This is a genomic window from Thiomonas sp. OC7, assembly GCF_900634595.1.
GTDB lineage: Bacteria > Pseudomonadota > Gammaproteobacteria > Burkholderiales > Burkholderiaceae_C > Thiomonas > Thiomonas arsenitoxydans.
The window spans coordinates 992964-1018953 of sequence record NZ_LR131953.1 but is presented as its reverse complement, the minus strand read 5'-3'; the positions used below and the strand labels follow the sequence as shown (position 1 = coordinate 1018953).

Annotated in this window: 25 protein-coding genes; 9 read left to right on the top strand and 16 right to left on the bottom strand. The window is 63.6% G+C overall.

The window, feature by feature from the left end:
• Positions 1–8 precede the first annotated feature (8 nt).
• Positions 9–1571: a M48 family metalloprotease gene (locus tag BIO17B3_RS04855; RefSeq protein WP_156053244.1), complete on the bottom strand. Its 1563-nt coding sequence runs from the start codon at positions 1569–1571 to the stop codon at positions 9–11.
• A 75-nt stretch (positions 1572–1646) separates the two neighbouring features.
• Positions 1647–3398 carry a phosphoenolpyruvate--protein phosphotransferase gene (gene ptsP / locus BIO17B3_RS04850; protein WP_156053243.1) on the bottom strand — a complete coding sequence of 584 codons (1752 nt, stop codon included), beginning with the start codon at positions 3396–3398 and terminating at the stop codon, positions 1647–1649.
• A gap of 164 nt (positions 3399–3562) precedes the next feature.
• Here ptsP and BIO17B3_RS04845 point away from each other — a divergent pair, with 164 nt between their 5' ends.
• Positions 3563–3967 (top strand): hypothetical protein, encoded by a 405-nt coding sequence (locus tag BIO17B3_RS04845; protein WP_013122545.1) that lies wholly within the window; start codon positions 3563–3565, stop codon positions 3965–3967.
• A gap of 70 nt (positions 3968–4037) precedes the next feature.
• Positions 4038–4526, top strand: a complete 489-nt coding sequence (locus BIO17B3_RS04840; protein ID WP_156053242.1) for a GNAT family N-acetyltransferase — start codon at positions 4038–4040, stop codon at positions 4524–4526.
• A gap of 4 nt (positions 4527–4530) precedes the next feature.
• On the opposite strand, the gene BIO17B3_RS04835 is transcribed toward BIO17B3_RS04840, so the two are convergent.
• The 12 genes from BIO17B3_RS04835 to BIO17B3_RS04780 form a co-directional block, all read right to left on the bottom strand.
• Complete coding sequence (locus BIO17B3_RS04835; protein ID WP_156053241.1) at positions 4531–6615, bottom strand: TRAP transporter permease; 2085 nt, start codon at positions 6613–6615, stop codon at positions 4531–4533.
• A gap of 100 nt (positions 6616–6715) precedes the next feature.
• The gene (locus BIO17B3_RS04830) at positions 6716–7696 is read right to left on the bottom strand and encodes a TAXI family TRAP transporter solute-binding subunit (protein ID WP_156053240.1); all 981 of its coding nucleotides are present in this window, start codon (positions 7694–7696) and stop codon (positions 6716–6718) included.
• Between the two features lie 79 nt (positions 7697–7775).
• The gene (locus tag BIO17B3_RS04825; RefSeq protein ID WP_013105111.1) at positions 7776–8540 is read right to left on the bottom strand and encodes an amino acid ABC transporter ATP-binding protein; all 765 of its coding nucleotides are present in this window, start codon (positions 8538–8540) and stop codon (positions 7776–7778) included.
• On the bottom strand, positions 8537–9427 hold the full coding sequence (locus BIO17B3_RS04820) for an amino acid ABC transporter permease (RefSeq protein WP_231836392.1): 891 nt from the start codon (positions 9425–9427) through the stop codon (positions 8537–8539). The genes BIO17B3_RS04825 and BIO17B3_RS04820 overlap by 4 nt, the downstream gene beginning before the upstream one ends.
• 57 nt (positions 9428–9484) lie before the next feature.
• On the bottom strand, positions 9485–10279 hold the full coding sequence (locus tag BIO17B3_RS04815; protein ID WP_231836394.1) for an ABC transporter substrate-binding protein: 795 nt from the start codon (positions 10277–10279) through the stop codon (positions 9485–9487).
• Positions 10280–10508: 229 nt separating this feature from the next.
• Positions 10509–11375, bottom strand: a complete 867-nt coding sequence (locus BIO17B3_RS04810; RefSeq protein ID WP_156053239.1) for an ABC transporter substrate-binding protein — start codon at positions 11373–11375, stop codon at positions 10509–10511.
• A 243-nt stretch (positions 11376–11618) separates the two neighbouring features.
• Positions 11619–12734 carry a HAMP domain-containing sensor histidine kinase gene (locus tag BIO17B3_RS04805; protein WP_156053238.1) on the bottom strand — a complete coding sequence of 372 codons (1116 nt, stop codon included), beginning with the start codon at positions 12732–12734 and terminating at the stop codon, positions 11619–11621.
• Positions 12735–12736: 2 nt separating this feature from the next.
• Entirely contained in the window at positions 12737–13483 is a 747-nt protein-coding gene (locus BIO17B3_RS04800; protein WP_013105116.1) for a response regulator, read from the bottom strand.
• Between the two features lie 83 nt (positions 13484–13566).
• The gene (locus BIO17B3_RS04795) at positions 13567–14139 is read right to left on the bottom strand and encodes a Spy/CpxP family protein refolding chaperone (RefSeq protein ID WP_156053237.1); all 573 of its coding nucleotides are present in this window, start codon (positions 14137–14139) and stop codon (positions 13567–13569) included.
• Positions 14140–14247: 108 nt separating this feature from the next.
• Positions 14248–14517 (bottom strand): HPr family phosphocarrier protein, encoded by a 270-nt coding sequence (locus BIO17B3_RS04790; protein ID WP_013105118.1) that lies wholly within the window; start codon positions 14515–14517, stop codon positions 14248–14250.
• Complete coding sequence (locus tag BIO17B3_RS04785; RefSeq protein ID WP_156053236.1) at positions 14486–14947, bottom strand: PTS sugar transporter subunit IIA; 462 nt, start codon at positions 14945–14947, stop codon at positions 14486–14488. Before BIO17B3_RS04785 ends, BIO17B3_RS04790 begins: the two co-directional genes overlap by 32 nt.
• A gap of 50 nt (positions 14948–14997) precedes the next feature.
• Positions 14998–15570, bottom strand: a complete 573-nt coding sequence (locus BIO17B3_RS04780) for a hypothetical protein (RefSeq protein ID WP_013105120.1) — start codon at positions 15568–15570, stop codon at positions 14998–15000.
• 39 nt (positions 15571–15609) lie between these two features.
• On the opposite strand from BIO17B3_RS04780, the gene BIO17B3_RS04775 reads away from it, so the two are divergent.
• From BIO17B3_RS04775 to BIO17B3_RS04745, 7 genes are all read left to right on the top strand, one after another.
• Entirely contained in the window at positions 15610–16230 is a 621-nt protein-coding gene (locus BIO17B3_RS04775) for a thioredoxin fold domain-containing protein (RefSeq protein ID WP_156053235.1), read from the top strand.
• Between the two features lie 260 nt (positions 16231–16490).
• Positions 16491–17963, top strand: a complete 1473-nt coding sequence (locus BIO17B3_RS04770) for a TolC family protein (protein ID WP_156053234.1) — start codon at positions 16491–16493, stop codon at positions 17961–17963.
• Between the two features lie 84 nt (positions 17964–18047).
• Positions 18048–19139, top strand: a complete 1092-nt coding sequence (locus tag BIO17B3_RS04765; RefSeq protein ID WP_232054185.1) for an efflux RND transporter periplasmic adaptor subunit — start codon at positions 18048–18050, stop codon at positions 19137–19139.
• A complete protein-coding gene (locus BIO17B3_RS04760; RefSeq protein WP_232054184.1) occupies positions 19132–22458 on the top strand; it encodes an efflux RND transporter permease subunit in 3327 nt (1108 codons plus the stop codon). The genes BIO17B3_RS04765 and BIO17B3_RS04760 overlap by 8 nt, the downstream gene beginning before the upstream one ends.
• 38 nt (positions 22459–22496) lie before the next feature.
• Complete coding sequence (locus BIO17B3_RS04755) at positions 22497–22721, top strand: DUF2892 domain-containing protein (RefSeq protein WP_013105126.1); 225 nt, start codon at positions 22497–22499, stop codon at positions 22719–22721.
• A 12-nt stretch (positions 22722–22733) separates the two neighbouring features.
• Positions 22734–23741 carry an SLAC1 anion channel family protein gene (locus BIO17B3_RS04750; RefSeq protein WP_013105127.1) on the top strand — a complete coding sequence of 336 codons (1008 nt, stop codon included), beginning with the start codon at positions 22734–22736 and terminating at the stop codon, positions 23739–23741.
• Positions 23742–23846: 105 nt separating this feature from the next.
• Positions 23847–24140, top strand: coding sequence for a metal-sensing transcriptional repressor (locus BIO17B3_RS04745; protein ID WP_141130520.1), 294 nt, complete (start codon positions 23847–23849; stop codon positions 24138–24140).
• Positions 24141–24146: 6 nt separating this feature from the next.
• On the opposite strand, the gene mnmA is transcribed toward BIO17B3_RS04745, so the two are convergent.
• Together mnmA and BIO17B3_RS04735 are read right to left on the bottom strand one after the other, a co-directional pair.
• Positions 24147–25253, bottom strand: a complete 1107-nt coding sequence (gene mnmA / locus BIO17B3_RS04740; protein ID WP_156053232.1) for a tRNA 2-thiouridine(34) synthase MnmA — start codon at positions 25251–25253, stop codon at positions 24147–24149.
• 27 nt (positions 25254–25280) lie between these two features.
• Positions 25281–25769 carry an NUDIX hydrolase gene (locus BIO17B3_RS04735; RefSeq protein WP_013122563.1) on the bottom strand — a complete coding sequence of 163 codons (489 nt, stop codon included), beginning with the start codon at positions 25767–25769 and terminating at the stop codon, positions 25281–25283.
• Positions 25770–25990: the final 221 nt, after the last annotated feature.

Here is a 25990-nt window from a genome sequence, read left to right as displayed (position 1 = left end):
CGCAGCGTTCACTGCGGCAGCGTCTTGTCGATCTGCACCTGCTGCGCGTGCGCTTGTTCGAGGGCGCGCAGACGGGCGTTGATGATCGACGCCTCGAAGTAATCCGCCCCCGGCGTGCGCTGCGCAATGTGCAGTTGTTCGATGGCCGCTTCGGTCTTTCCTTGCAGGGCGTAAGCCTCGGCCGTGGCGCGATGTTGCGCCGCAAAGGCGCCCAGGGCGGCCTCGGCGCGGGCCTGGTCTTGCCACAGCACGATGTCTTGTGGATGCGCCACGGTCTGCTGGCGCAGAAACTCGCGCGCCAATTTTTTATCGGGCAAAGCCAGCAGGCAGCGCGCCAGCAGATGCCGGGCGGCGGTGGACTGCGGAAACTGGCGGTAAAGCGCACGCGCTGCATCGGCGGCCTGCGCGGGTTGATGCTCCAGCAGCAATTCGGCCTGCAGCAGATCGAGGGGCAGACGCTCGGCGGCTGGGGCGCTGGCGGCCGCGGCTTGCGCCCGCGTGAGCGCCGCCGCGGCGGCGTCGAACCGGCCCAGCCTTTGCAGCAACACGGCCTGCCCGTAGGCGATGGCGGCCTGCTGGGCGGGGAAGGCGGCTTTGTCGGCGCTGAAACGCTTTTCCTCGCGCTGCATGGCGTCGCGCTTGGTTGGGGTGAGCGCGCGGGCGCGGGCGTGCATGAGCCAGAACATCAGATCGTGGTCGGGTGGCAGGGGATGGTTGCCGCCGCGTGCCTGGGCGTCGGCGATGCGCTCGCTGGTCAGCGGGTGCGTTTGCAGGAAGGCCAGCACATCGGAGTCGTCGAGCCGGGAGAGGTTTTGCAGCCGCAGCAGCATGCTGGCCATGGCCTGCGGTGGATAGCCCGATTCCGCCAGCACCTCTTCGCCGGTGCGGTCGGCGTCGCGCTCGTTGCTGCGCGAAAAACGCAGAGCTCTGTCGATGGCTGCGGCCTGCCCGCCCATCGCCAGACCTTGCGCGGCCTGGTCCTGCCCCGCGCTCGCGGCGGCGACGGCCAGCAGCAGCGAGCCGATGCTCAGCAGCCTGTCGCGGCCCATCTGCGCCAGCCGCTGGGCGATGTGTCGCTGGGTAATGTGCGACATTTCATGGGCGAACACGGCCGCCACTTGATCGTGCGATTGCGCGTCGATGATCAGCCCGGTGTGCACCCCGATCCAGCCACCGGGCAGGGCAAAGGCGTTGAAGCTGCGGTCGCGCAGCAGAAACACGCGAAAGTGCGCGGGTGCCTCCATCTCGGCGGTGCGCCGGGCAGCGGGCGTGAGGCGGTCGACGATGGCCTGGAGGTAGTCGCGCAGCAGGCTGTCGTGCAGGTAGTCGGGCTCCTGCCGCATTTCTCGCATGATGATTTCGCCCAGACGTTTTTCCTGTACCGAAGACAGGCTGCCCTGCGCGGGGTCTCCCAAGGTCGGCAGGCTGCTGGCGTAGCCGGGGGCGCGGGTGTCAGCGCCTTGCGCCCAAACCGGCGCGCCAGATAGCGCGGCGCCGAGCAGGCAGAGGGTGGCTTGCTGGCTGATGCGGCGCAGGCGGCGTAGGCGGAAATGAGGCGAGGCGAAGCGCACGGATCGGTCGGAGAAAAGGGCGTCAGGAGGTCTGCAGGTGAAGACTGGCCCTGGCTCGACAGGTTCCCGCCAGGTTCAACCCAACGCCGCGAGCGCCGCCTGCAGTTCTTCGGGCTCGAAGCTCGACAGCACGGTCTGTACCAGCGGCGCGAGCTTGTCGGGGTCGGCGCGCAGCACTTCTTGTTTGACCGCGAGGATCTGCGACGGATGCATGGAAAAACTGCGCAGGCCCATGCCCAGCAGCAGGCGGGTCATGCTCGGGTCGCCGGCCATTTCGCCGCACACGCTCACTTCCACCGGCCGGCCCTTCCAGGCGGCCGCAGCACGGGTCTGGCTGATGATCTGCGCCAGCAGGTTGAGCACTGCGGGATGCAGCGGGTCGTAGAGGTTGGAGACGCTCTCATCCGCGCGGTCGATCGCCAGGGTGTATTGCACCAGGTCGTTGGTGCCGACCGACAGGAAGTCGAAATGCCGCAGGAACAAGGGCAGCGCCAAGGCGGCGCCCGGCACTTCGATCATCGCGCCCAGTTCCACCGGGCCGTATGAAACGCCCTTGGCATCGAGTTCGGCGCGGGCCTTGTTGAGTTCGGCAAGGGTCTGGCGGATTTCGCTGGCGTGGGCCACCATGGGGATGAGCACCTTCAGCGGCCCGAGCCGGGCGGCGCGCAGCAAGGCGCGCAACTGCATGCGGAACATCGCCGGGTCGGACAGGCTGTAGCGAATGGCGCGCAGCCCTAGCGCCGGGTTGAGGTGGGTGAACTCGCCGTCGCGATAGTCTTCGGCGTCGAGCGGTTTGTCCGAGCCGATATCGATGGTGCGGATGGTGACCGGCTTGCCCTGCATGGCCTGCATCACGCGGCTGTACGCGGCGTACTGCTCGTCTTCGCCGGGCAGATGGTCGCCACGATTCATGAACAGGAATTCCGTGCGGAACAGGCCCACCCCCATCGCACCGGCTTCAAGCGCGGGCGCGCAGTCTTCGGGCTGCTCGATGTTGGCGAGCAACTCCACCGGCTCGGCGTTGAGGGTGCGCGCCGGGGTGAATTTCAGGCGCTTGAGCCGTTCGCGGGCGAGCTGCGATTCCTGCTGGCGCAGGCGGTAGTCTTCGAGGATGACGGGTGACGGATCGACGATGAGCAGCCCGCTGTCGCCGTCGATGATGACCAGATCGTCCTGGCGGATCAGGCTGCCGGCCGAGCGCGCGCCGACTACCGCGGGAATATCCAGACTGCGGGCGACGATGGCGGTATGCGAAGTTTTGCCGCCCACATCGGTGACGAAGCCGCGGAACACCCCGGTCTTGAACTGCAGCATGTCGGCCGGGGCGATGTCGTGGGCGATGAGCACCAGATCGCCATTGCCGCTGGCCGAGCGGGCCAGCCCCGCGCTGCCGCGAAGGGCGCGCAGCACGCGTTCGACCACCTGCTCGACGTCGGCGATGCGTTCGCGCAGATAGGTGTCGTCCATTTCCTCGAAATTGCGCGAAATGACGTCGAGCTGGGCGGTGAGCGCCCACTCGGCGTTGTAGCGGCGCTGGCGTATCCAGGTGATGGTGTCGAGCGCCATCTGCCGATCATCGAGCAGCATTTTGTGCACATCGATGAAGGCGGCCATTTCGGCCGGGGCATCGGGGGGCAGATCCGCCTTGAGGGTGTCGAGTTCGGCGCGCACGGCGCGGCGCGCGGCGCGCAGGCGCTCAATTTCCGCCTCTTCCGTGCCGGGGTCGACGAAGTAATGCGCCACGTCCAGCCGGGCCGAAGCGAGGATGACGGCACGCCCGATGGCCATGCCGCGAGAAACCGGAATTCCGAACAGTTGAAGAGCCATGCGGCGATGGTAACGGCGGCGCGGCGGCGCAAAACACCCTGCGCCACGCAATACCAGACGGGCCAGCATGGAGATGCGCGGCTCATTAAGCTTCGTAAAGCACTTTTGCGCCGCAGAGCGCGCGGTGTTTTCCCTGATCAATGCCCTTTTCCCTGGAGTTCACCATGCACAAACTTGCACTCTCCCTGGCCCTGCTCGGCTTTGCTGCCGCACCGGCCTTTGCCTCCACCATGCCGCACGAACTGAAGATCGAGCTTGCCGCCCAGAACAATTCCGGCGAAACCGGCTACGCCCTGATCAAGCCCATGGGCAAGGGCATCGAAGTCACCGTCCATATCAAGGGCGGACCCAAAGGCGTGGCGCAGCCCGACCATATCCACCCCGGCACCTGCGCCAACCTCAACCCGGTTCCCAAGTATCCGCTGGAAAACGTGGTGGACGGCAAGTCGGTCACCAAGCTGCCGTCCGTGAGCATGGACGATCTGTTCAAGGAGCCCATGGCCATCAACGTGCATGAAAGCGCGCAGGACCTGAAGAAATACGTGGCTTGCGGCGACATCAAAAAATAAGCTGAACCGGCCTCGCGCTACCATTTCTGCCAACACGGGGCGTCGCGAAGGCGCCCCGTTTTCATTGGAGATGTGCAGCGTGATCACCCTTGTCGATGTCGATTTGTCCCTTCCTGAGCATGCCCGCGCGCTGCTGGAACTCATTTCCCGCTACGCCCGCGATCCGATGGGAGGCGGCGAAGACCTCGCTCCCGAGGTCAAGGCCGTGCTGGTGCAGCGCCTGCGCGAGCGTTCTGACTATTTTGGCGTCCTTGCCCTGGACGGTGCCACACCCGCCGCGCTGATCAACTGCTTCGAAGGATTCTCCACCTTCATGGCGCTACCGCTGATGAACGTGCACGACGTTTACGTCGAGCCCGACTACCGCGGCCAGGGCCTGTCGCACCGCCTGCTGCAGCGGGTGGAAGACGTGGCGCGCCTTCGGGGCTGCGGCAAGCTCACCCTGGAAGTGCTCGACGGCAACGCGTCAGCCATTGCGAGTTATCGGCGCTTCGGCTTCGAGACCTATGCGCTCGACCCGGCCTTTGGCCGGGCTCTGTTCTGGCAGAAAAAGCTTTGATCTTTCAGGTCGCCGCGTGTGCGGCCAGTCCGCGTGCGCGCAGGCCATGCCAGAGCAGCACGATGGCCGCCAAGGCGAACCCGGCCTCGTCGGTCATCGGCAGCGCAGTGATCAGCAAGGCGGCAGCGCAGAACGCCAGCAGGCGTTCAAGCACCGACATCGGTCCGCGCAGATAACCCACGGCCACCGCGCCCCACAGCACAATGGCCAAAATGGCCTTGGCCGTCACAAAGGCCACACCCAGCCAGGTCCAGTCGCCTTGCAGCATGAGCTGCGGGTCGTACACCGCCATATACGGCACAACGAAGCCCGCCAACGCGATCTGCGTGGCCTTGAAGCCAATGCGCATCGGCGAAGCCTTGGCCACAGAGGCTGCGGCGAACGCGGCCAGCGCCACGGGCGGCGTGAGGTCGGCCATGATGCCGAAATAGAACACGAACATGTGGCTGACGATGAGCGGCACGCCCAGCTTAAGCAGGGCGGGCGCGGCGATCGAACTGGTGATGATGTAGTTCGGGATGGTGGGAATGCCCATGCCCAAAACCAGACAGACCGCCATGGTGAGCAGCAGCGAGAGGAGCAGGCTGTGCGCGCCGATGTCCACGATGAACCCGGCAAAGCTCGTGGCAGCGCCGGTGAGGGTGAGCACACCGACGATCACGCCGACGATGGCGCAGGCGATGCCCACGGGCAGGGCCTGCCGGGCGCCGTCGATCAGGCTGTCGCGCAAAACGCGCAGCGTCTGACGTCCGCCCTTGACCACCAAGTTGATGGCGACCAGCGCCGCAATGACCCCCAACACCGGCAAGATGCCGAACTGCAGAAACGCCGCCGCGCCCAGACCGCAGGCAAACCAGAACACCATGCGGAACGCCGTATGCGAAATTCGCGCGGCGATGGCTGCGCCCAGCAGCAAAATGGCGGTGAGCGACAGCCCCATCATGCCGGCGAACATCGGGGTGAAGCCGTGGAACAGCATCCACACCAACGCGGCCAGCGGCAGGGCCAGATGCCAGTTTTCCTTCAGCGCCTTCCAGGAGTTGGGAATCTGGTCGGCAGGCAGGCCGAGCAATTTCTTGCGCCCCGCCTCCAGATGCACCATCCAGAACGCGGTGAGGTAGTAGAGCACGGCCGGAATGACGGCGGCCTTGACGATGTCGGCATACGGCACATTGAGGGTTTCGGCCATGATGAAGGCCACCGCGCCCATGACCGGCGGCATGATCTGCCCGCCCATGCTGGCCGTAGCTTCCACCGCCCCGGCGAACACCGGCGAGTAGCCGAAGCGCTTCATCAGCGGAATGGTGAACTGGCCTACTGTGAGCACATTGGCCACGCCGGAGCCGGAGATGGTGCCCATCAATCCGGAAGAGATGACGGCCACCTTGGCCGGGCCGCCGCGCGCCTTGCCCACCAGCCCCAGCGCCAGGGCGTTGAACAGCCGAATCATGCCGGCATGTTCGAGAAACGCGCCGAACAGAATGAACAGAAAGATGTAGGTCGCCGACACCAGGGTGGGAATGCCGTAAATGCCCTCGGTGCCGAGATAGAGCTGACCGATGATCTGGTCGAGCCCGTAGCCGCGGTGGCTGATGGCATCAGGCAGGTACTGGCCGAACAGGCCGTAAAGCAGAAAGGCCGCGCACACCAGCGGCAGCGCCAAGCCCAGGCTGCGCCGGGCCGCCTCGAACAGCAACACCACCACCGCGGCGCCGACCCAGAGGTCTGACAGCGTCGGGTCGCCGCTGCGCTGAATCAGGTCGGCTTCGAAAAACCAGTGATACAGCCCGAGCCCGAAGGCGGCTGCGCCCAGCAACCAGTCGAACCACGGAATGCGGTGCATCCAGCTCCCGCGCTTGAACGCCGGCACGACCCAGAACACCAGCAACATCAGAAAGCCCACATGCAGCGAGCGCATCACCAGGCTCGACAGCGGGTGGAAGGCGGCTACGACGAGCTGATAGGCCGAAAACGCCAGCGCCGCCGCCATGACGCTGCGCTGGGCAAGGCCGGATAAGCTGCGCTGGTGGCCGCTGTCGGCGTGCGGCTCGGAGGAAGTGTGGATCAAGTCGTCGGCGGTGGTGCTCATGGCTGGAATCCGAGGCGGGTGAAGGCCGCTCGTGGCGGCGCCACACGATGGATGAGACGGCCCATGCAGGCGGGCCGAGGCGAAAAAGCCTTGCTGGGGTTTACTTCAGCACACCCGCTTCGCGGTAGTACTTGGCCGCGCCGGGGTGCAGCGGCACGGGCGAGTTCAGCGGCGCGTCCTTGAGGCTGATGCCTTTGGCCGCGGCATGCGCCGCCACGAGTTCGGGCAGGTGGGTGAACATCGCCTTGGTCATCTGATAGACCATCTCTTCGCTCAGCCCTTCGCGGGTGACGAGGAAATTCTGGATGCGCGCTGTCGGCACGGCGGCGGTCTGGCCTTCATAAGTGTTCGCTGGAATGACCCCGCTTTGATACGCCGGATCGCCCACCTTGGCGATGATGTCAGCAGGCACGGGAACCACCACGATTTTTTGCGACGCAGCCAGATCACGCAACGAAGACACGCCCAGCCCGGCCGATTGCAGCGTGGCGTCGAGCTGACGGTTTTTCATCAGTTCCACCGACTCACCGAAAGGCAGGTATTCCACCTTGGAAAAATCTTTGTAGCTCAGCCCGGCAGCCTTGATCAAGGCGCGAGCGTTGAGTTCGGTGCCGCTCTTGGGGGCACCCACCGATATGCTCTTGCCTTTCAGATCGGCCAAGGTTTTGATGCCCGAATCTGCGCGCGCCACGATCTGTACATAGTTGGAATAGATCGCTGCCATGGTGCGCAGTTTTTTCAGCGGGACTTTGAACCCGGCGTCGGCCTCGCCTTTCCAGGCGTCCGACAACGAATCGCCCAGCGAGAAACCCAGCTCGGCGCGGCCTGCTTCAAGCAGATTGAGGTTTTCCACCGATCCCTTGGTCGCCTGGACTGAACTCTTGGCCGCAGGTATGGCCTTGGTGTAGATCTGTGAGAGCGCAACGCCTAGTGGGTAGTACACGCCGCTGGTGCCGCCGGTGGCGATGGTGAGGTACTCGGCCGCAAACGCAGGGCGCAGAGCAAGAGGGGAGAGCAAAGCGGCGCCGCCAGCGAGCGCAAGAACGCGGCGGCGAGCGGGGGAGGTGGGGCTGCGAGTCATGATCGATCTCCGTGGCTGTGTTGTTACAAACGGAAACGATGCTAATGCCTCTGGGGCCAAATGCAATTGGGCAATGACCTCAGAGAATCTTGGACAGGAACTGCCGCGTGCGCTCGTGCTGCGGCGCGCCGAAAAACTGCTCCGGCGGCGCGGATTCGATGATTTTTCCCTGGTGCATCATCACCACGCGGTCGGCCACTTCGCGGGCAAAGCCCATTTCGTGGGTGACGACCACCATGGTCATGCCGTCGCGCGCGAGCGACTTCATGACGTCGAGCACTTCGCCGACCAGTTCGGGGTCGAGCGCAGAGGTCGGTTCGTCGAACAGCATGAGCTTGGGGCTCATGGCCAGTGCGCGGGCGATGGCGACGCGCTGCTGCTGCCCGCCCGAGAGCTGGTTGGGATAGGCGCTGCCGCGATCGGCCAGCCCGACGCGGGCGAGCAGCTCGCGGGCACGCTCGGTGGCTTGCGCCTTGGGCATTTTGCGCACCAGCATGGGCGCTTCGATGATGTTCTCCAGCGCGGTCATGTGGCCGAACAGATTGAAGCGCTGAAACACCATGCCGACTTCGGCGCGGTGGCGGCAGATGTCGCGGTCGTGCAACTCGTGCAGCCGTTCGCCGATCTGGCGATAGCCGACCAACTCGCCATCGACCAGCAGACGGCCGGCATCGATTTTTTCTAGGTGGTTGATGCAGCGCAGAAAGGTGGATTTGCCCGAGCCCGATGCACCCAACAGGCAGACCACTTCGCCACGCGCGACCTCCATCGAAATGCCCTTGAGCACCTCGACGGAGCCGAAGCGTTTGTGCACGCCTTCGGCCTTGACCATGGGCTGGTTCATTGGGCGCCCTCGTTGTTTGCGCCCCGTCCGAAGGCGAGCTGGCGCAGACGCTGCAATGGCGTGGGGGCCAGTTGACGGGTGGCGCTGCGGCCGAAATGGCGTTCGATGTAGAACTGCCCGATCGACAGCAACGTGGTCACGATCAGGTACCAGATGCTGGCCACCAGCAGCAGCGGAATGGTGCGGTAGTTCACGGAGTAGATGAGTTGCGCCGAATACAGCAAATCGCTTACGGCGATCACGCTGACCAGCGAGGTGGTCTTGAGCATCGAGATCGCCTCGTTGCCGGTGGGCGGCACGATGACCCGCATGGCTTGCGGCAGCACCACGCGTCGCATGATCTGCAACCGCGACATGCCCAGGGCGGCCCCGGCCTCGCTCTGGCCTTCGTCCACCGACAGAATGCCCGCGCGCACGATCTCGGCCATGTAAGCGCCTTCGTTGAGGCCCAGCGCCAGAATGGCGGCGACGAAGGGGGTGATCAGGTTGTTGGCATCGAAACTCCAGGAGCCAAAGCCGATATTGGGGTAGAGCGCGGTGATGTTGAACCAGAACAGAATCTGCACCAGCACCGGGGTACCGCGGAACAGCCAGATGTAGAACCAGCTCGCCTTCGAGACCATCGGGTTGTGCGAAAGCCGCATGACCGCCAGCAGCACGCCCAGCGCCACGCCGATGACCATCGAAATCACGGTGAGTTCGAGCGTGAGCAGCAAACCGTGCAGGATGCGCACAGAGAAGAAATATTCACCGACGACCGACCACTCGAAGCGCGGGTTGGTCGTCAATGAGTAGGCCGTGGCTAGGAGAAGCACAAAAACAGCGGCAGCGGCCACCCAGCGGCCGGGATGTCGGGCCGGGATGGCTTGAATATCGTCAGGTCGCATGGAATGGAACCGATCAGGCGACCCGCTGTGGCGCGCGGTCACAGCGGGGGATTGAACTTACTGCACGGCAGGGTTGATTTCAGGCGTGGTGATCGCACCCTGCTCAGCGCCCCACTTTTTCAGGATTTTGGTGTACTCGCCATCGGCCATGACCGCCTTGACCGCCTGCAGCACCGGCTCGGCCAGGCCGCTGTTCTTGGGAATGACAATGCCGTAGGGCGCGGAGTTGTAGGGCACACCCGAAAGCTTGAACTTGCCGCGCGATTCCTTAACGATCCACGCCGCCACCGGAGAGTCGGCCATGCACACTTGCGCGCGGCCGCTGTCCATAGCCAGGCTGGCGGCGTTTTGGTCGGGATAGAACTGCACGTCCACGCCTTTCTTGCCCGCAGCCTTGCATTCCTGGTTCTGCTTGGTGGCGTCTTCGGATTGAATCGTGCCCTTGGTCACAGCCACACTCAGGCCGCACAAATCTCCCAACGAGGCAACCGCGGGGCCACCCTTGGCCTTGACGTAAAAGGAGGTGCCAGCAGTGAAGTAGCTGACGAAGTCCATCACCTCCTCGCGCTTTTTGGTGATGGTGAAAGACGACATGCTCAAGTCATACCTGTCCGATTGCAGCCCAGGAATGATGGTGTCAAAACCAGCTTGGACAAACTTGGCCTTGACGCCAAGCTTTTTTGCAATGGCGTTGGCCAGATCGATGTCGAGGCCGATCATGGTCTTGCCGTCATTGGCGATGAACTCCATGGGCGCGTAGGCGGCATTGAAAGCAAAGGTCAATTCGCCTTGCTGCTTGTACTTGGCGGGCAGGGCGATCGTGGCCGCCGCAGCCGAAGAGGCCAGGGTCATGCCGATTGCGATTGCGCTAAGGGCGGCCAAGCCGCAGCGGAGAGAGGCGAAGCCTCGGAGAACGCGAATCATCATTCGATTCCTAAACTGATGGGGATAAGAGAGGAAGACCCAGGACGAGCAAGCGCCGATACGGTTGCAGCCCTGCCCCAGGTTGGCTTCTTTTGCCGCCCGGGCGCAGGGCACCAAGTCTTATCAGGTCGACTACATAGCTTGGCTGCGAGGGTGCTTACTGCACGGCCGGGTTGATGGCGGGGTCTTTGATGCCGCCCTGGGTGATGCCCCATTTGTGCAGGATCTTGGCGTATTCGCCGCTGGCGATCACTTCCTTGAGGGCTTGCAATACCGGCTCGGCCAGGCCGCTGTTCTTCGGAATCGCAATGCCATAGGGCGCGGAGTTGTAGGACTCGCCGGTCAGCTTGAACTGACCGCGAGACTCTTCAACGATCCAGGCCGCCACCGGCGAGTCGGCCATGCCCACTTGTGCGCGGCCGCTGACGATGGCGAGGTTGGCGCCGTTCTGGTCGGGGAACACCGACACCGTCACGGCCTTCTTGCCGGCGGCCACGCATTCTTGGCTCTGCTTGGCGGCGTCTGCGGCCTGGGTCGTGCCTTTTTCCACGGCCACGGACATGCCGCACAGATCGGCCAGCCCATTGACCTTGGGGCCGCCCTTGGCCTTGACGTAGAACGAGGTGCCCGCCGTCATATAGCTGACGAAGTCGACGACTTCTTCACGCTTTTTGGTGATGGTGAACGACGACATGCTCATGTCGTACTTGCCCGACTGCAGCGCCGGAATGATGCTGTCGAAACTGGCGTTGATGAAATCGGCCTTCACGCCGAGCTTTTTGGCGATGGCCTTGCCCAGATCGACGTCGGCGCCGACGACGGTCTTGCCGTCCTTGGCGATGAATTCCATCGGCGCATAGGTGGCGTCGGCAGCGATGGTCAGGTGGCCTTGTTGCTTGTATTTCTGCGGCAGGTCGATGGAGGCTGCAGATGCGCTGGCGCAGAAAACCGCGCAAAGCGCCACGGAACCCGTCAACGCACCCAGACGGAGCGGCGATGCGAGCTTGCGAAGAGTGAACGTCATGATTTTTTCCTTAAGAGGTGTGAACTGCGATGTTTTGATGTTCGCCAGCGATGGCAGGCTGCCCAGGATGCTCTCGAAGCAGAACGAATAGCCCCTGTTTTGCTGCGACTTTCCGCGTCCGGTCACGCATGGTATTAAAAAAACCGGAGCTTTCGGTCGCTCCAATGGGAGGTTCTGAAAGCAGGCACGGGCCAAGCAAGTATTGCGCCAGTCTTGCGCGCGGCGGCAACGGCGGCGCCGCGCTCAGGGCTTGCGTCCGAGCCAGATTTCGAAGCAGGTGCCGCCGCCCGCGCGGGGCAGGCAGCGGGCTTCGCCGCCATGCTGGCGGGCGATGCGGCGCACCAGGGCCAGGCCCAGCCCGGTGCCTTCTCCGCGCCCGGACAGGCGCTCGAAAGGCTCGAAAATGCGCTGCGCATCGGCCGGGGGAATGCCCGGCCCCTGGTCGCAGACGCGGATGATGCCGCCGCCCTGCACCGCGGTCAGGCTGACTTGCGGCGCGGCGCCCGGCGCGTGGCGCTGGGCGTTGTCGAGCAGGTTGCGCACGGCGCGGCGCAGCAGGCGTTCGTCGCCTTGCAGGGTGATCCAGTCGCCGTGCACTTCAACGTCGAAACGTGCGGCTTCTTCGGCCAGTAGGGCGAGCAGGTCCAGTTCTTCGAGCTGCAGGGTTTGTCCGGTCGCGGCATCGAGTCGGCTGGAGAGCAGGATGTCGTCGATCAGCGCATCGAGCTCGGCGAGATCGTGCTTGGCAGCCCGCGCGGCGACATCGCGCGCAGCGGCGGGCACGGGGGTGGACAGCGTTTCCAGGCTGAGACGCAGCCGCGTGAGCGGGGTGCGCAGTTCGTGCGAGGTGTAGGCCAGCAGCGATTTGTGGCTCTGCATCAGCGATTCAATTCGCCCGGCGGCGGTGTTGAAGCTCTGCGCGAGTTGCGCCACTTCGTCGCGGCCTTGCACGGGCACGCGCGCGCTCAGGTCGCCGCCGCCCCAGGCTCGCACGCCCTGCTGGAGATTTTCCAGCCGTCGGGTCAGCCGCCGCATGATGGGGTAAGTGACCAGGCTGAGCAGAATGGCGGTGACCACGGTGCCGAAGAAGGGCGACATCAGCAGATGTCGCCAGGGCGAGGGCGGGCCGATGCCGTGTTGCAGCATGAAGGCGCGGAAGACTTCGCGCCGGAACTGAGCCCGCTGCGGATCCATCTCGAACACCCAATGAAACACCAGGGCGGAAACGAGCGCCTGCACCAGCAGCGCCAGAATCAGGGCGACCCACAGCCGCTTCCAGAGTTTGGCCTGCTTGTCTACGCCGGGCTCCGTCGCTGCGGGCGGGGTCGGCACGGCGCCGGGCGGCATGGGCGAAGCCATGTTCAGATGCCGTCCTGCGATTTGGTGAACACATAACCCGCGCCGCGCAGGGTGAGAATGCGGCGGGGGTGGCGCGGATCGTCTTCGATCGCGGCGCGGATGCGGCTGATATGCACGTCGATGGAGCGGTCGAAGGCTTCGAGCGATTCCCCCTTGACGGCGCCCAGCAGGAACTCGCGCGTCAGCACCCGGCCCGGATGGCGCGCGAGCACTTGCAGCAGATCGAACTGGTAGGCCGTCATCGGCCGGTCTTCCCCATCGATGCGCGCCTGACGGGCGGCAGGGTCGATATCGAGGCGCCCGAAGCGCAGGATTTGTTCGGCCTGCGGATCGCGCGGCGACAGGCTGCCCGCGCGGCGGCGGGTAATGGCGCGCAGCCGCGCCAGCAACTCGCGCGGCTCGAACGGTTTGGTGAGATAGTCGTCGGCGCCGATCTCCAGCCCGACCACGCGGTCGAACGGGTCGCCGCGGGCCGTCAGCATGAGCACGGGCAGATCGCTGTGGGTGCGCAGGCGGCGGCAGATGTCGAGGCCGTCGCCGTCGGGCAGCATGAGGTCGAGTACGAGCGCGTCGAAACCCAGGGCGTCGCCGCGCCGCGGGTTGAGTTCGCCCTCGGCCTGCGCAGCATTGGCCGCATGCGTCACCTGCCAGCCGGCGCTCTGCAGGAAGTCGCTGACCTGTTGGGCCAGCCGGAGGTCGTCTTCAACCAGCAGCAGCTGGCTGGGGGAGGTGCGGGTTTGCGGGGTCATGGGAAATCCCGTTGAGCAAAACAAAGTTTCAGTAAAAACAGACAGGCCGCGACAAGCGGCCTGCGTCCCTCTGTGAAGAAACCTTATTGCATCATGCCAGGGCCCATGCCGTGGCCGTGACGATGTTCCATGCGCTCCATGCGGTGCTCCATCATGGCGTAGAGCTTGGCGCGTTGCTCGGGGGTGAGGATTTGCGCCATTTCGTACTGCGTCTGTGTGCGGTTGCGCGAGAGCTGGTTGGCCAGGGCCATCTGCTTGTCGCGCAAGGCCTCGAGTGCACCGCGATCGATCTGCGGCGCGGCCAGCAGCTTCATGCGCTGCTGCATCAGACCGCGCATTTGCTCCATTTCCGGGCGAGCTTTTTCCCAGGATTGTTTTTGCAGCGCGCGCATTTTGTCACGTTGCTCCGGGCTGACGCCAGCTTTGGAAAGCATGCGCTCCATGCCGCGTTCGCCGTGTTTGCCGGGGCCACAATGGCCCATCTTGCCCCCCATGGCGCCGTGCTGCATGGGGGCATCTGGCGGCGGGGTTTGCGCGCTGGCCAGCGCGGCGTGGCTGGCCACGGCGACGACGACTGCGGCGCTGACCATGCCCAGAGTGCGGCGCAGCCGCGACACCTTGGCGGACGTGGAAGGAGAAGAGGTTTGAGGATTCATGGCAGTCCTTGAAAAGGAAGTGACGATGAATCCATTTTGCGAGGCGGCGATTGCCCGCAAGTCTCGCGGGGGTGAAGATATGTAAAGCTGCGAGGCCTTGCGCCGCGCTTACTCGCCTTCGCCGAACTTGTCGTCGAACAGCGCCTGCACTGCGTCGAGGGCGATATCGGCCTGATCGCCTTCGGCTTCGACGGTGACGGTGGAGCCGATGCCCGCCGCCAGCATCATCACCCCCATGATGCTTTTGGCGTTGACGCGGCGCGCGCCCTTGGAAATGAAAATGTCGCAGGGAAACTGTCCCGCGAGCTTGGTGAGCTTGGCCGACGCGCGGGCGTGCAAACCCAGCTTATTGCTGACTTGAATGATGCGTTGCGGCATGAGAAGGACTGCGGAGGGACTGTTGTTGTGGGGCGTCGGCGGAAACCTGAACCACGCCCTGAACGGCGCCAGCCGTCGCGCGGGCGGCCAGACCGTCGAGCGACTCAGCCTGATAGCACACCGACCGCAGCAGCATGGGCAGGTTCACCCCGGCCACGATCTTGAGCTTGAGGTCGCCCGCCAGCTCGGACAGTCGCAGCGCGATATTGCTCGGCGTGGCGCCGAAAACGTCGACCAGCACCAGGGCGCTGCCATCTGCCGCGGACTGGCGCAGCGCGGGCAGGGCGGCCTGCGCGGTGTCTTCAACCACGGCGTCGGGCGCCACGTCGAAAGCCAGCAACTTTTGCGGACATCCGGCGTACACGTGGCTGGCGCATTCTTTCAAGGCGCTGGCGAGCGGGGCGTGGGCAATGATGAATAGACCGGGCATACGAACCTTACCGGCGAGTGAACCTGCTTTGCATGATAGGTCGCTGGTTTTCAGGGGGAGGGGGATAAATTCACAGATCCGGCGAAAGTTTGCGCCGCTTCATCCTTGAAGTCGTCTGTGGGGGCAAACGCGGTGACCTGGTAGACGTTATTGCCCTGAGAAAACAGCAAAACCCGCTCTCGCACCGGCTTGCCGTCAGGCGTCTGACCGTCGATGCGAAGATCCAGGCCGTCTGGCAGACCCGGTGTGGCATTTTTGGGAATGTCAGGCGACGAGAAGGTGACCTTGCCATGCACATTGTCCACCGCGGCCTGATGCAACTGAGCCAGCGCCCGGGCGGCCAGCGCGGGGTTGGGCAGCTGGGCGTGGGCGAGCGCAAAGGTCATTTTGTCGGCCACGCAGCCGGTCATACTCATTTTTATTTTCTGGTCGGCCAGCTCCACGTCCTGCGCGATCTGCTCCGGTTTGCAGGGATAGGTCAGCAGAATGTTGATGTCTTTCGGTCGCACATCGCGCCAGTCGAGTGCGGGAGAGCAGGCGCTGAGAAGCGCCGCAGCGGTAAGCAGCAGGGTGGAAAAACGGATCACCGACGCTGCCGCTGGGTATCGGGCTGTGGATAACATACCCCCATTATCCCGTGACTTCGGAGTCGAGGTGTCAGTATGTCGAAGGTGAAGGTGTTTTCTCTCAAGGAAACGCAGGGCCGCCCCAAGTTTCCTTGCCCCCCACGGGGGGCGGGCTGGGTGCAGCCCAGCCCTGGGGGCGCTCAGTGCGATCTTCGCGAGGGCTTCGTCGCAATAAACCAACAGTGGCGACAGTTTCTGCGCTTTGTTTCACTGCTTTTGCTGAGCCTGACGGCAGGCGCGGCTTGGGCGGAAACGCCGCTGCCGCCGGTGCAGAACCTGCAGCAGAGTGCACTTCAGGCCGCGGCAAAGGATCAGCCTCTCATCGTCATGTTCAGTCTGCCCAATTGCCCGTTCTGCGAAAAGCTGCGGCGCACTCAGTATCAGTTCATGGCCAAAGAAGGCTATGTGGTGCAGCAGATCGAGATCACCAGTCGCACCCCGGTCACCGGATTCGATGGCAAGCCGACGACGGGCGTCCAACTGGCTCGGCAGTTCGGCATCCGGCTTGCGCCGACAGTGTTGTTTTTCGGGCCCGGCGGTAAAGAGATTGGCGAGCGCATCACCGGGGCGCCGACGGCGGATTTTTACGGCGCCTTCATCGACCGCGCGCTGAAAGAAAGTGCGCAGGCGCTCAAGGCCAAACCGGGCGCGGCCTGAGCGCGGATAGGTCGGAAAGGTCGGAAAGAGGTTTGTCGCGACTTGGCGACAAATCGCCCCTCTGCAAAACGGGAAATCATATACCCCCATGAGTATTGATATACTCCGGCCTGTATATATCGCGTGACCTCGCCCAGCAGGGCGGCTATTCTCGGCAGCAGTTTGCCCCGCGTGGGGGCTATACACCTGAGGGTGTGGTGCTTCAGGGGCGGTTACACGCATTCCTTGGTTAGATTTCCTCTTTCTGGCGGAGCTGGATGATGACGGATTCCATACCTCGACGCGTGCGCGTCGGGTTGTTGGCAGGTGCTTGTCTTTACGTTCTGGGGAGTTTGGCGTCGGCGCAGGCTGAAACGCTGGATTTCCGCCAGGCGGTGGATGTGGCGCTGAAGCAAAACCCCGATCTGATGGGGGTACAAGCGCAGATGGCGCAGGCGCGTGCCGGCATCAATCAGGCCGAGGGCGCCAAAATGCCCAAGATTACCGTGTCGGCAGGGGTGACCCGCACTAACGACGCGCTCAATGCCTTCGGCATCAAGCTGTCGCAGCGGCAAGCGACGTTCAACGATTTCGGCGCTGGGCAGTTCGACCCGACCAACCCCAATGTGCTGAGCGTGGCGCCCAACTCGCTCAATTACCCCGGTTCGGTCAACAATTTCAACACCCGCATCCAGGCCGAGCTGCCGATTTATACCGGTGGCAAGCTGCAGGGGTATCTGCAACAGGCCCGCTCCATGTTGATGGCGGCGCAGGCCGGTGATCAGGCGGCCAGGCAGCAGATCATCTACCACGCCCTGCAGGCGTATGACGGCGTGTACACCGCGCGTGCCTTCAAGGGCGTCGCGGCGAAGGCGCTGGAGGCGGCGCAAAGCCAGGTGAAAACGGTGGACAGCCTGTTCAAGCAAGGCGTGGTGATCAAGAGCGATTTGCTTTCCGCGCAGGTGCGTCAGGAAGACGTGAAGCTGCAACAGGATCAGGCCGCCGATATGGAAGCGCAGGCGATGGACGCGCTGCATGTGGTGCTCGGTGTGCCGCTGAATCAGCCCATCACCCTGGGGCCGGAAGTCATGGTGACCATGCCCGAGGGCGACCCGAATGCGTGGGTCGGACAGGCGATGGAGCGCAATCCGAAAATTCAGGCGCTGCAGCACCAAATCGCCGCGGCGGGCGGCAAGATCGAGGTGGCGCGCGCTGACCGTTATCCGCAAGTCGGCGCCATGGCGCGCTTCGATACCAATGATCCCAACCTCGGCTTCGAATCGCGCAGCTACACCGTGGGGGCACAGCTCAACTGGACGATTTTCGACGGCGGCGTGACGCGCAACGCGGTCGATCAGGCCGTGGCCCAGCGTATGGAACTGCAGGCCAAACTGCAGAGCGAACAGAACCAGCTCGGCATGCAGGTGCAAGACAGTTATCGCAAGGCGGTCGATGCCGCCAATCAGGTCAAGACTCGCGAGCTGGCGGTGAAGCAGTCGGAAGAAGCCGCGCGCATTGTCAGCAAGCGCTATGCCGATGGCGTGGGCACGCTGGTGGAAGTGCAGGGCGCACAGGCACAGCTCGACAAGGCCCGTGCGGATCTCATCATGGCCAAGCAGCAGGTCAATCTGCAGCGCGCCGCATTGCGGCTAGCCATCGGCGATCTGACGCTCGACGCCACGCAGCCGATCAAGCCGGTGGCGCAGCTCGCGACGGCGCAGGCTGTTGCGGCTGTCTCCCCTTCCAACCCTTGAGCGCGACCGTCTGGGTGCTGTTCCCGTTCGCAGCCTGTCGTTTTCCGAAGTGCATCCGAATCTGATCTTTCTCTCATGACCGCCATGAATCATTCTGTCCTGCCTTTGCTGCGCCGCGCGCCGCTGGCCCTCGCGCTGTCCACGGCCCTGTTGTCGGCCTGCGGCCATCCCACCGAGACTGCGCAAACCGCCGCCGCACCCCGCGTGGTGGCGGCGCAAACCCTCAAGCTCGCTTCGAGCGATCAGCAAAACCTCACCCTGCTGTCGGGCACGGTGATGTCGAGCAATCAGGTGCAGGTCGCCTCGCGGTTGATGGGCTATATCCGCACCCTCAATGTCAAAGAAGGGCAGACGGTGAAGGCCGGGCAGTTGCTGTTCCAGGTCGATCCCACCGACATTCAGGGCCAGGTGGCGCAGGCCCGCGCCGGGCTGGCGCAGGCGCAGGCCAATCTGGCCAACGCCAAGGGTGATTTCGAGCGCTTTGGCAATCTTTACAAGGAGCAGGCGATCCCGAAGCAGCAATGGGATCAGGTGCAGCTGCGCTATCAGGTGGCGCAGGAGCAGGTGGCTGCGGCCCAGGCCGGTTACAACACCGCTGCCGCGCAGATGCGGTATTCCTCCGTGACCTCGCCGATTACCGGTGTGGTGGTGCAGAAGATGGCCAACCAGGGTGACCTGGCCGCGCCGGGCCGCCCGGTGCTGGTGATTGAAGGGCAGGGCAAGCTGCAGGTGACGACGCAGGTGCCGGGTGAGGTGTTCGCCAAGATCAAGGTGGGCGACAAGGTGCAGGTGCTGGCAAACGGCAAATCGCTGCAGGGCACCATCGCCCAGACCGTGCCGGTGGCTGATCCGATGAGCCATACCCACACGGTGAAGATCGACCTGCCGGCCAACGCCGGGCTGGACAGCGGCAGCTTCGTGCGCGTGGGCTTTGCCGTCGGCAGCTCGCCGCAGTTGCGCGTGCCGCAAAGCGCCGTGGTCGATCGCGCCGGAATGACCGGGGTGTTCGTCGTCGATAAGGACGGCATTGCTCACTTCCGTCTGGTGCGTCTGGGCGCGGAGATGGGCGCCGATGTCGAAATTCAGGCCGGGCTGAACGCGGACGACACCATTGTCACCAGCAATCTGCCTGCAGTGGAAAACGGCGTGAAGATCGGCGGAGGCAACCGTGGCTGAACATGCGGCTCCCATGAACAGCGCGGGCAAGCTGGCCCGCACGTTTATCGAATCAAAAATCACCGCCCTGATCATGGTCGGCCTCACCCTCGCCGGGGTGTTGGCGCTGCTGGTCACGCCGCGCGAATACAACCCGCAGATCGTGGTGCCGGCGGCGAACATCATCGTCGCCAAGCCGGGGGCCGGGCCGCAGGAGATTCAGAATCTGGTAGTCAAGCCGCTTGAAGCCATCATGGCCTCGATGTCCGGCGTCGATCACACCTATGGCTATGCGACCAACGATTTCGGCGTGGTCACAGTGCAGTTCAAAGTGGGCGAAGACCAGGAAAAAAGCCTGGTCAAGATGTACAACCAGTTGATGCAGAACCTCGACCGCATTCCCCCCGGGGCGATGCAGCCGGTGATCAAGCCGATCAATGTGGACGACGTGCCCATCCTCACCCTCACGCTGTCGTCCGCGACGATGAATGGCATGCAATTGCGCGACGTGGGCGAAAAAGTGCTGGCCCATCTGCGCAACGTGCCCGGGGTGTCGTTCACCGAAGTGGTGGGGGGCGCGCCGCGTGCGGTGAACGTGGCGATTTCGCCGAGCAAGCTGGCGGCCGCCGGCATTCCGCTCGAACAGCTCGACAAGATTCTGCAAGGCAGCAACGCGGCGGCGCCCATCGGTAATCTGGTCGATGGCAACAAGGTCACCCCGGTACGCATCGACAGCTTCCTCGGCAACGCACAGCAGGTGGGCGACATCCTGATCGGCGCGCCAAACGGCAAGCCGGTTTATCTGAGGGATGTGGCCAAGGTCACCGAAGGGCCGGAACAGGTGGACGATCTGTCGCACTTCGCTTGGGGCCTGGCCGCCAAGGGCAAGCCGCATGGTCAGGAGATGAGCGCGGTCACCCTGGCCATCGCCAAAAAATCGGGCACCAATGCGGTGGTCGTGGTGCACGATGTGCTCGCCAAGCTCAGCGAGATCGAGAGCTATGCGCTGCCGCAGGGCGTGCATGTCACCGTGACCCGCGACGACGGCCACAAGGCCAACGAGGCGGTGAACACGCTGGTGGAGCATCTGGGCATCGCCATTGTCAGCGTGTCGCTGCTGCTGTGGTTTTTCCTCGGCTGGCGCGAGGCCGGCATCGTGACGCTCACCGTGCCGCTGACGCTGTTTGCCGTGCTCACGGTCGATCTGATCGTCGGCCAGAGCATCAACCGCATCACCCTGTTCGCGCTCATTCTTTCGCTGGGTCTGCTGGTCGATGGCGCCATTGTGGTGATCGAGAACATCCACCGACACCTGCATGGCGGACCGGTCAAGAACTTCAATCGAACGGTGATTCAGGCGACCAACGAGATCGGCAATCCCACCAATATGGCCACGCTGGCGGTGATTTTGGCCTTCGTGCCGATGGCCTTTGTCAGCGGCATGATGGGGCCCTTCATGCGGCCCATTCCGATCAACGTACCGGTGGCCATGATCGCTTCGCTCATCCTGGCCTATACCGTGGTGCCCTGGGCGGCGCGCGTCTGGCTGAGCAAAAAAGCGATGCGCGAGGCGCTGGCGCACAGCAGCAGCCTAGAAGAAGAAGGCGCGCACAAGCAGGACAAGTTGCACACGGCCTATCTGAAACTGATCGAGCCGCTGTTGCGCAACCGTGTTCAACGCAACCTGATGTTCCTCTCCGTGCTGCTGCTGCTCATCGTGGCCATGCTGATGCCGGCCTGGCAGTTCATCCGCCCCTCGGGCATGAACGGCCCCTTGTCGGCTCTGGGCGTCGAACTCAAGATGCTGCCCAACGACAACACCAATACCTTCCTGGTGCAGATCGACACCCCGGCGGGCTCGACGCTCGAGCGCACCGATCAGGTGGCGCGTGCGGTGGGCGATGTGCTGGCGACCAATCCTTATGTGGTCGATTACCAGACCTTTGTTGGGCAGGCGGCGCCGATCGACTTCGCCTCGCTGGTGCGCGGCGACATGCTCAAGCGCGGCGACAACTTTGCGCAGATTCGCGTCAATCTGGTGGGCAAGGACGAGCGCTCGGTGGAGTCGCATGCCATTGTGCAGAAGCTCTACGAGCAGCTCGCCCCGGTGCGTGCGCGTTTCCCATCGACCTTCATCAAACTGTTCGAAACCCCGCCGGGCCCGCCGGTGCGTGCGCAGGTCATGGCCGAGCTGTATGGCCCGAGCTACGCGACTCTGCGCTCCTCCGCAAAAGACGTGCTGGGCGATTTCGACAAAACCTACGGCCTGATGAACCAGGACGACTCGGTGACGTCCACGACGTCGGAATACCGCATCAAGATCGACCGCCAGAAAGCGGCGATGTCGGGCATCGTGCCCGGGCAGATCATCCAGCTGCTGCACAACTATGTATCCGGGCTGAAGGTCGGTGCGGTGCATGACAGCAACGCGCTGGAGCCGGTCAACATCATCGTGCGCGTGCCGCGCGCCGATCGCCAGAGCCCGCAGCAACTGCTCGACGTGCCGATCCAGAATGCGCAAGGCAAGGTCATTCCGCTCTCGAGCATCGCCACGGTGGAGAAGACCACGTTGGCCAAACCCATCTACAGCCGTGACCAGCATCCCGTGGTTTACGTGGGCGGCGAAATGATTCATTCCAGCCCGGTCTATGCCACCCTGAGCCTGAACTCCATGCTCGACGGCAAGAAGCTGGCCAACGGCACCACCTTCACCACCGGCAACCTCGGCTTCACCGAAACTCCCGCGAGCGACCTCAAGGGCTATCAACTGCTGTGGGGCGGCGAAATGCGCCTCACGCTCGACGTGTTCCGTGATCTGGGCGCGGCCTTTATGGTGGCGCTGGTGTTCATCTACCTGCTGCTGGTGGCGTATTACAAGTCCTTCCTGCTGCCGGTCATTGTGATGGGGGCCATTCCGCTGACGCTCATCGGCGTGTTCCCCGGTCACTGGATCACGCATCAGTCGTTCACCGCCACCTCGATGATCGGGGTCATCGCGCTCGCGGGCGTGGTGGTGCGCAACTCGCTGCTGCTCATCGACTTCATCCTCGATTACCGGGCTCGCGGCTACAGCCTGCAAGAGTCGGTCGCGCAGGCAGGGGCAGTGCGCCTGCGGCCGATTCTGCTCACGGCATTGGCCATCATGTTCGGCTCGGCCATCATGGTGTCCGATCCGGTGTTTGGCGGCCTGGCCGTATCGCTGATCTTCGGCACCTTGCTGTCCACCATCCTCACCCTGCTCGTCATCCCTCTGCTCTACTACGTCTGGCAGATCCGGGTGAAGCCCAAAGTTCCGCCCAAGGCTCCGGCCGCACCGGCTGAACCTGTGCTGACGACCTGAATCTGACGATTCAACAACACAACCTTGGAGATTTTCAAATGACTGTCGAACGCTATATCCGTGTCATTGCCGGCACATTCATCCTGATCTCAGTACTGTTGGGCGCACCCGCGAGCCCGATCTTCGTCTCGCAGTGGTTCCTGCTGTTCACCGGTTTCGTGGGCGCCAATCTGCTGCAGTTCGGTTTCACCAATCTGTGCCCGCTGGGCTTTTTCCTGCGCAAGCTGGGTGTGCCCGATTCCAAAGCCAACTGCTGCGGCTGATCGGGCAGGGTGATGGCACGTTCGGCTCATCCCCGCCTCAAGTTCCTCGCGCCCGGCTGGTTTGCCGTGGTGCTGGGCTGGGGCGGCCTCGCTTTGGCTTGGCATCAGGCCACGGCCCTGCTCGGCGAACCTGCGGCCATGATCTCGCAAGTGCTGGGCTGGGCCGCCATCGGCGCGCTGGGCTTGCTCGCGCTGCTTACCGGGCTGAGATTGCAGCGGCATGCATCCGACTGGCTGGCCGATGTGCGCCACCCTGTGCGACATCCCGTGCTGGCCCTGGTGCCCATGGCGATGCTGGTGATAGCCGGGTTTGTCGTGCAGGTGCTGGGCGCCAACAACGTCTGGATGGCTGGATTCTGGATGTTCGGCGCCTTGGCTCAGTTGGCTGCGACGGTCTGGGTCTTTCATCGCCTGCGGCAGAGCGCAGCGACTGACAAAGGCCCCAACTGGGCGGGCATTACCCCTGCGCTCTTTCTGGCTGCGGCGGGCAATGTGGTCGTGCCCTTTGCCGGCGTCGCTCTCGGTTTTCAGATCTGGTCTGTAGCGCAATGGACCATCGGTGCACTGTTTTTTGTCGTGGTGCAGGTGCTGTTCATGGTGCGCGTTACGGCCTTCGGCATGCTGCCGCGCAAGCTCTTGCCCATGCTGTTCATCACAGTAGCGCCTCCGGCGGCCGGCGGCCTGGGCCTTGCCCAGTTGGGCGCACCCGTCGAGGCACTGGAAGGGGCGTGGGGCATTGCGTTGTTTTTCGTCATTCTGAGCTTTCTATCCTTCAAGCCGATGATGCAGGAGGCCTTCACCATCGGCCACTGGGCGCTGTCCTTTCCCTTGGCTGCGTTTGCCGGACTGTCGATGCACCTCGCCCTCATGACGCAAAACGGCGCGATGCAGACCTTTGCCATTCTGGCGCTGGCGCTGGCCTCGGTGATCATCGGCTGGTTGACCCTGGCGACGGCGCGCGGCCTGCGCGATGGCAGCTTGCTCGCACCCGAGCCGGTGGCGTTGATTCATGCGGCTTAAATGGGCTTGGGGAGCGCGGCCGACGGATTCGAGCCGCTCGCCTATGATGGAGAAGATTGGATGAAACGCAGTACCAAGCCCATACAGATTCCCGGAGCCATCACCATGTCAGTTCTGACCAACGAAGCCTCTCGCACGGACATTCTCAACCGCCTCAAGCGTGCCGAAGGGCAGATGCGCGGCGTGCAGCGAATGATCGAAGAGGGCGAACCCTGCCTGAAGGTGGCTCAGCAGCTCTCAGCCGTTCGCAAGGCGCTCGACAGCACTTTTGTGCGCATGACCGTGTGCTTTCTGGAGCAGGAACTCGACGGGCGTCTGGAGCCCACCGAGGGCGGCGAGCAGCCCAGGCTCAGCGCCATGCTCGACGAAGTTGAAACCCTGCTGGCCCGGATGAACTGAGGGTTTTCAGTCGTTCCTCGATGCGGCCTCGATGATGCCGCCGCCCAGGCAGACCTCGCCGTCATACAGCACCGCAGACTGTCCTGGTGTCACCGCCCATTGCGGTGCGTCGAACTTCAAGGTGAAGCGCTCAGGGCCCTGGCCCTGAAAACGGCAAGCGGCGTCCACCTGACGATAGCGGGTCTTCGCACCGTAGCCACAGGCCCCTTCAGCGGGCGCCGTACCCGACACCCAACTGGCCGACAGCGCCTGCAGCGTGTGGCTTAGCAGCAGCGGATGATCGTGGCCTTGTGCCACGATGAGTTGGTTGCGTTCCAGATCTTTTCCGGCCACGAACCAGGGCTCGCCGTTGCCGCTCTTGCTTCCCCCCAGGCCGATGCCCTTGCGTTGCCCGAGGGTGTAGAACGCCAGTCCCAGATGCTGGCCCACGGTCTTGCCCTCCGGGGTTTTCATCGGGCCGGGTTGCGTGGGCAGGTAGCGGCTGAGAAAGTCGCGAAACGGGCGCTCGCCGATGAAGCAGATGCCGGTGGAGTCTTTTTTGCGGGCGTTGTGCAGGCCTATCGCTTCGGCCACATTGCGCACTTCGGTCTTGTTCAGCTCGCCCACCGGAAACAGTGTGCGCGCGAGCTGCGCCTGATTGAGTCGGTGCAGAAAGTAGCTCTGGTCTTTCGAGGCGTCCAGCCCGCGCAGCAGCTCGAAGCCGTGGTCGGTCTCACGTACCCGCGCGTAATGTCCGGTGGCGATGCGGTCTGCGCCCAGGCGCATGGCATGGTCGAGAAAGGCCTTGAACTTGATCTCGGCGTTGCACAGCACGTCCGGGTTGGGCGTGCGTCCGGCGGCATATTCGCGCAGAAATTCGGCAAACACCCGCTCTTTGTATTCCGCGGCGAAATTCACCGCCTCGATATCGATGCCGATGCGGTCGGCCACGCTCGCGGCGTCGAGCCAGTCTTGACGCGTGGAGCAGTATTCGCTGTCATCGTCGTCTTCCCAGTTTTTCATGAACAGGCCAACGACCGTGTAGCCCTGCTGTTTGAGCAGCCAGGCGGAAACGGAGGAATCGACCCCGCCGGAAAGCCCGACCACAACGGTGCCGCGAGAAGAAGATGTCATGCGCAAATTGTAGAAAGAAGGCTGGGCTCAACCGAACACACTCGGGTCGGTGGCGATCAGTTCCAGGGGGTAGCGCTGCCCCCGCAAGTAATCCTCGACGCAGCGCAAAACCAGCGGGCTGCGATGACGGCTGGCACTGGCGCGCAGGGCGTCGAAGTCCATCCACAACGTGCGCACAATGCCCTCGTCCAGCGCGCGCCCAGGGTCTGCAGCAGAGACTTCGCCGCAGAACGCGAGTCGCAGATAGCTCACGTCCTGATGACCGCTGGCCGTTTGACGCTGGGAGCGCGACAGATACACGCCCACCAGGCCGGTGGGGACGAACACCCGGCCGGTTTCTTCCAGTGCTTCACGTACCGCGCCCTGTAGCGGGCTTTCACCCACTTCCAGATGGCCTGCGGGCTGGTTCAGGCGCAAGCCACCCGCCGTCTGCTCTTCGACGAGCAGAAAACGACCGTCCTGTTCGACGATGGCGGCAACGGTGACGCGAGGACGCGCAGAGGGATCAAATCGCATGTCGGCAAGAATGCAAGAAATAGAAATAGGGCTTGATGCAAAATATTAAAAAAAGCAAAAGAGATTTCCTGATGTACGTAATTTGCGCTGCAGCAATCTTAGGGAAAACGCGGGATAATGCTGCGCTTGGATCTATTGCTTAGGCAAACAGATTTGTTCCGACTGAGTGGGGCTGAAACGATCTCGTGTTCGTGCTGCGTTCAGACCCCGATAAAGCAGAC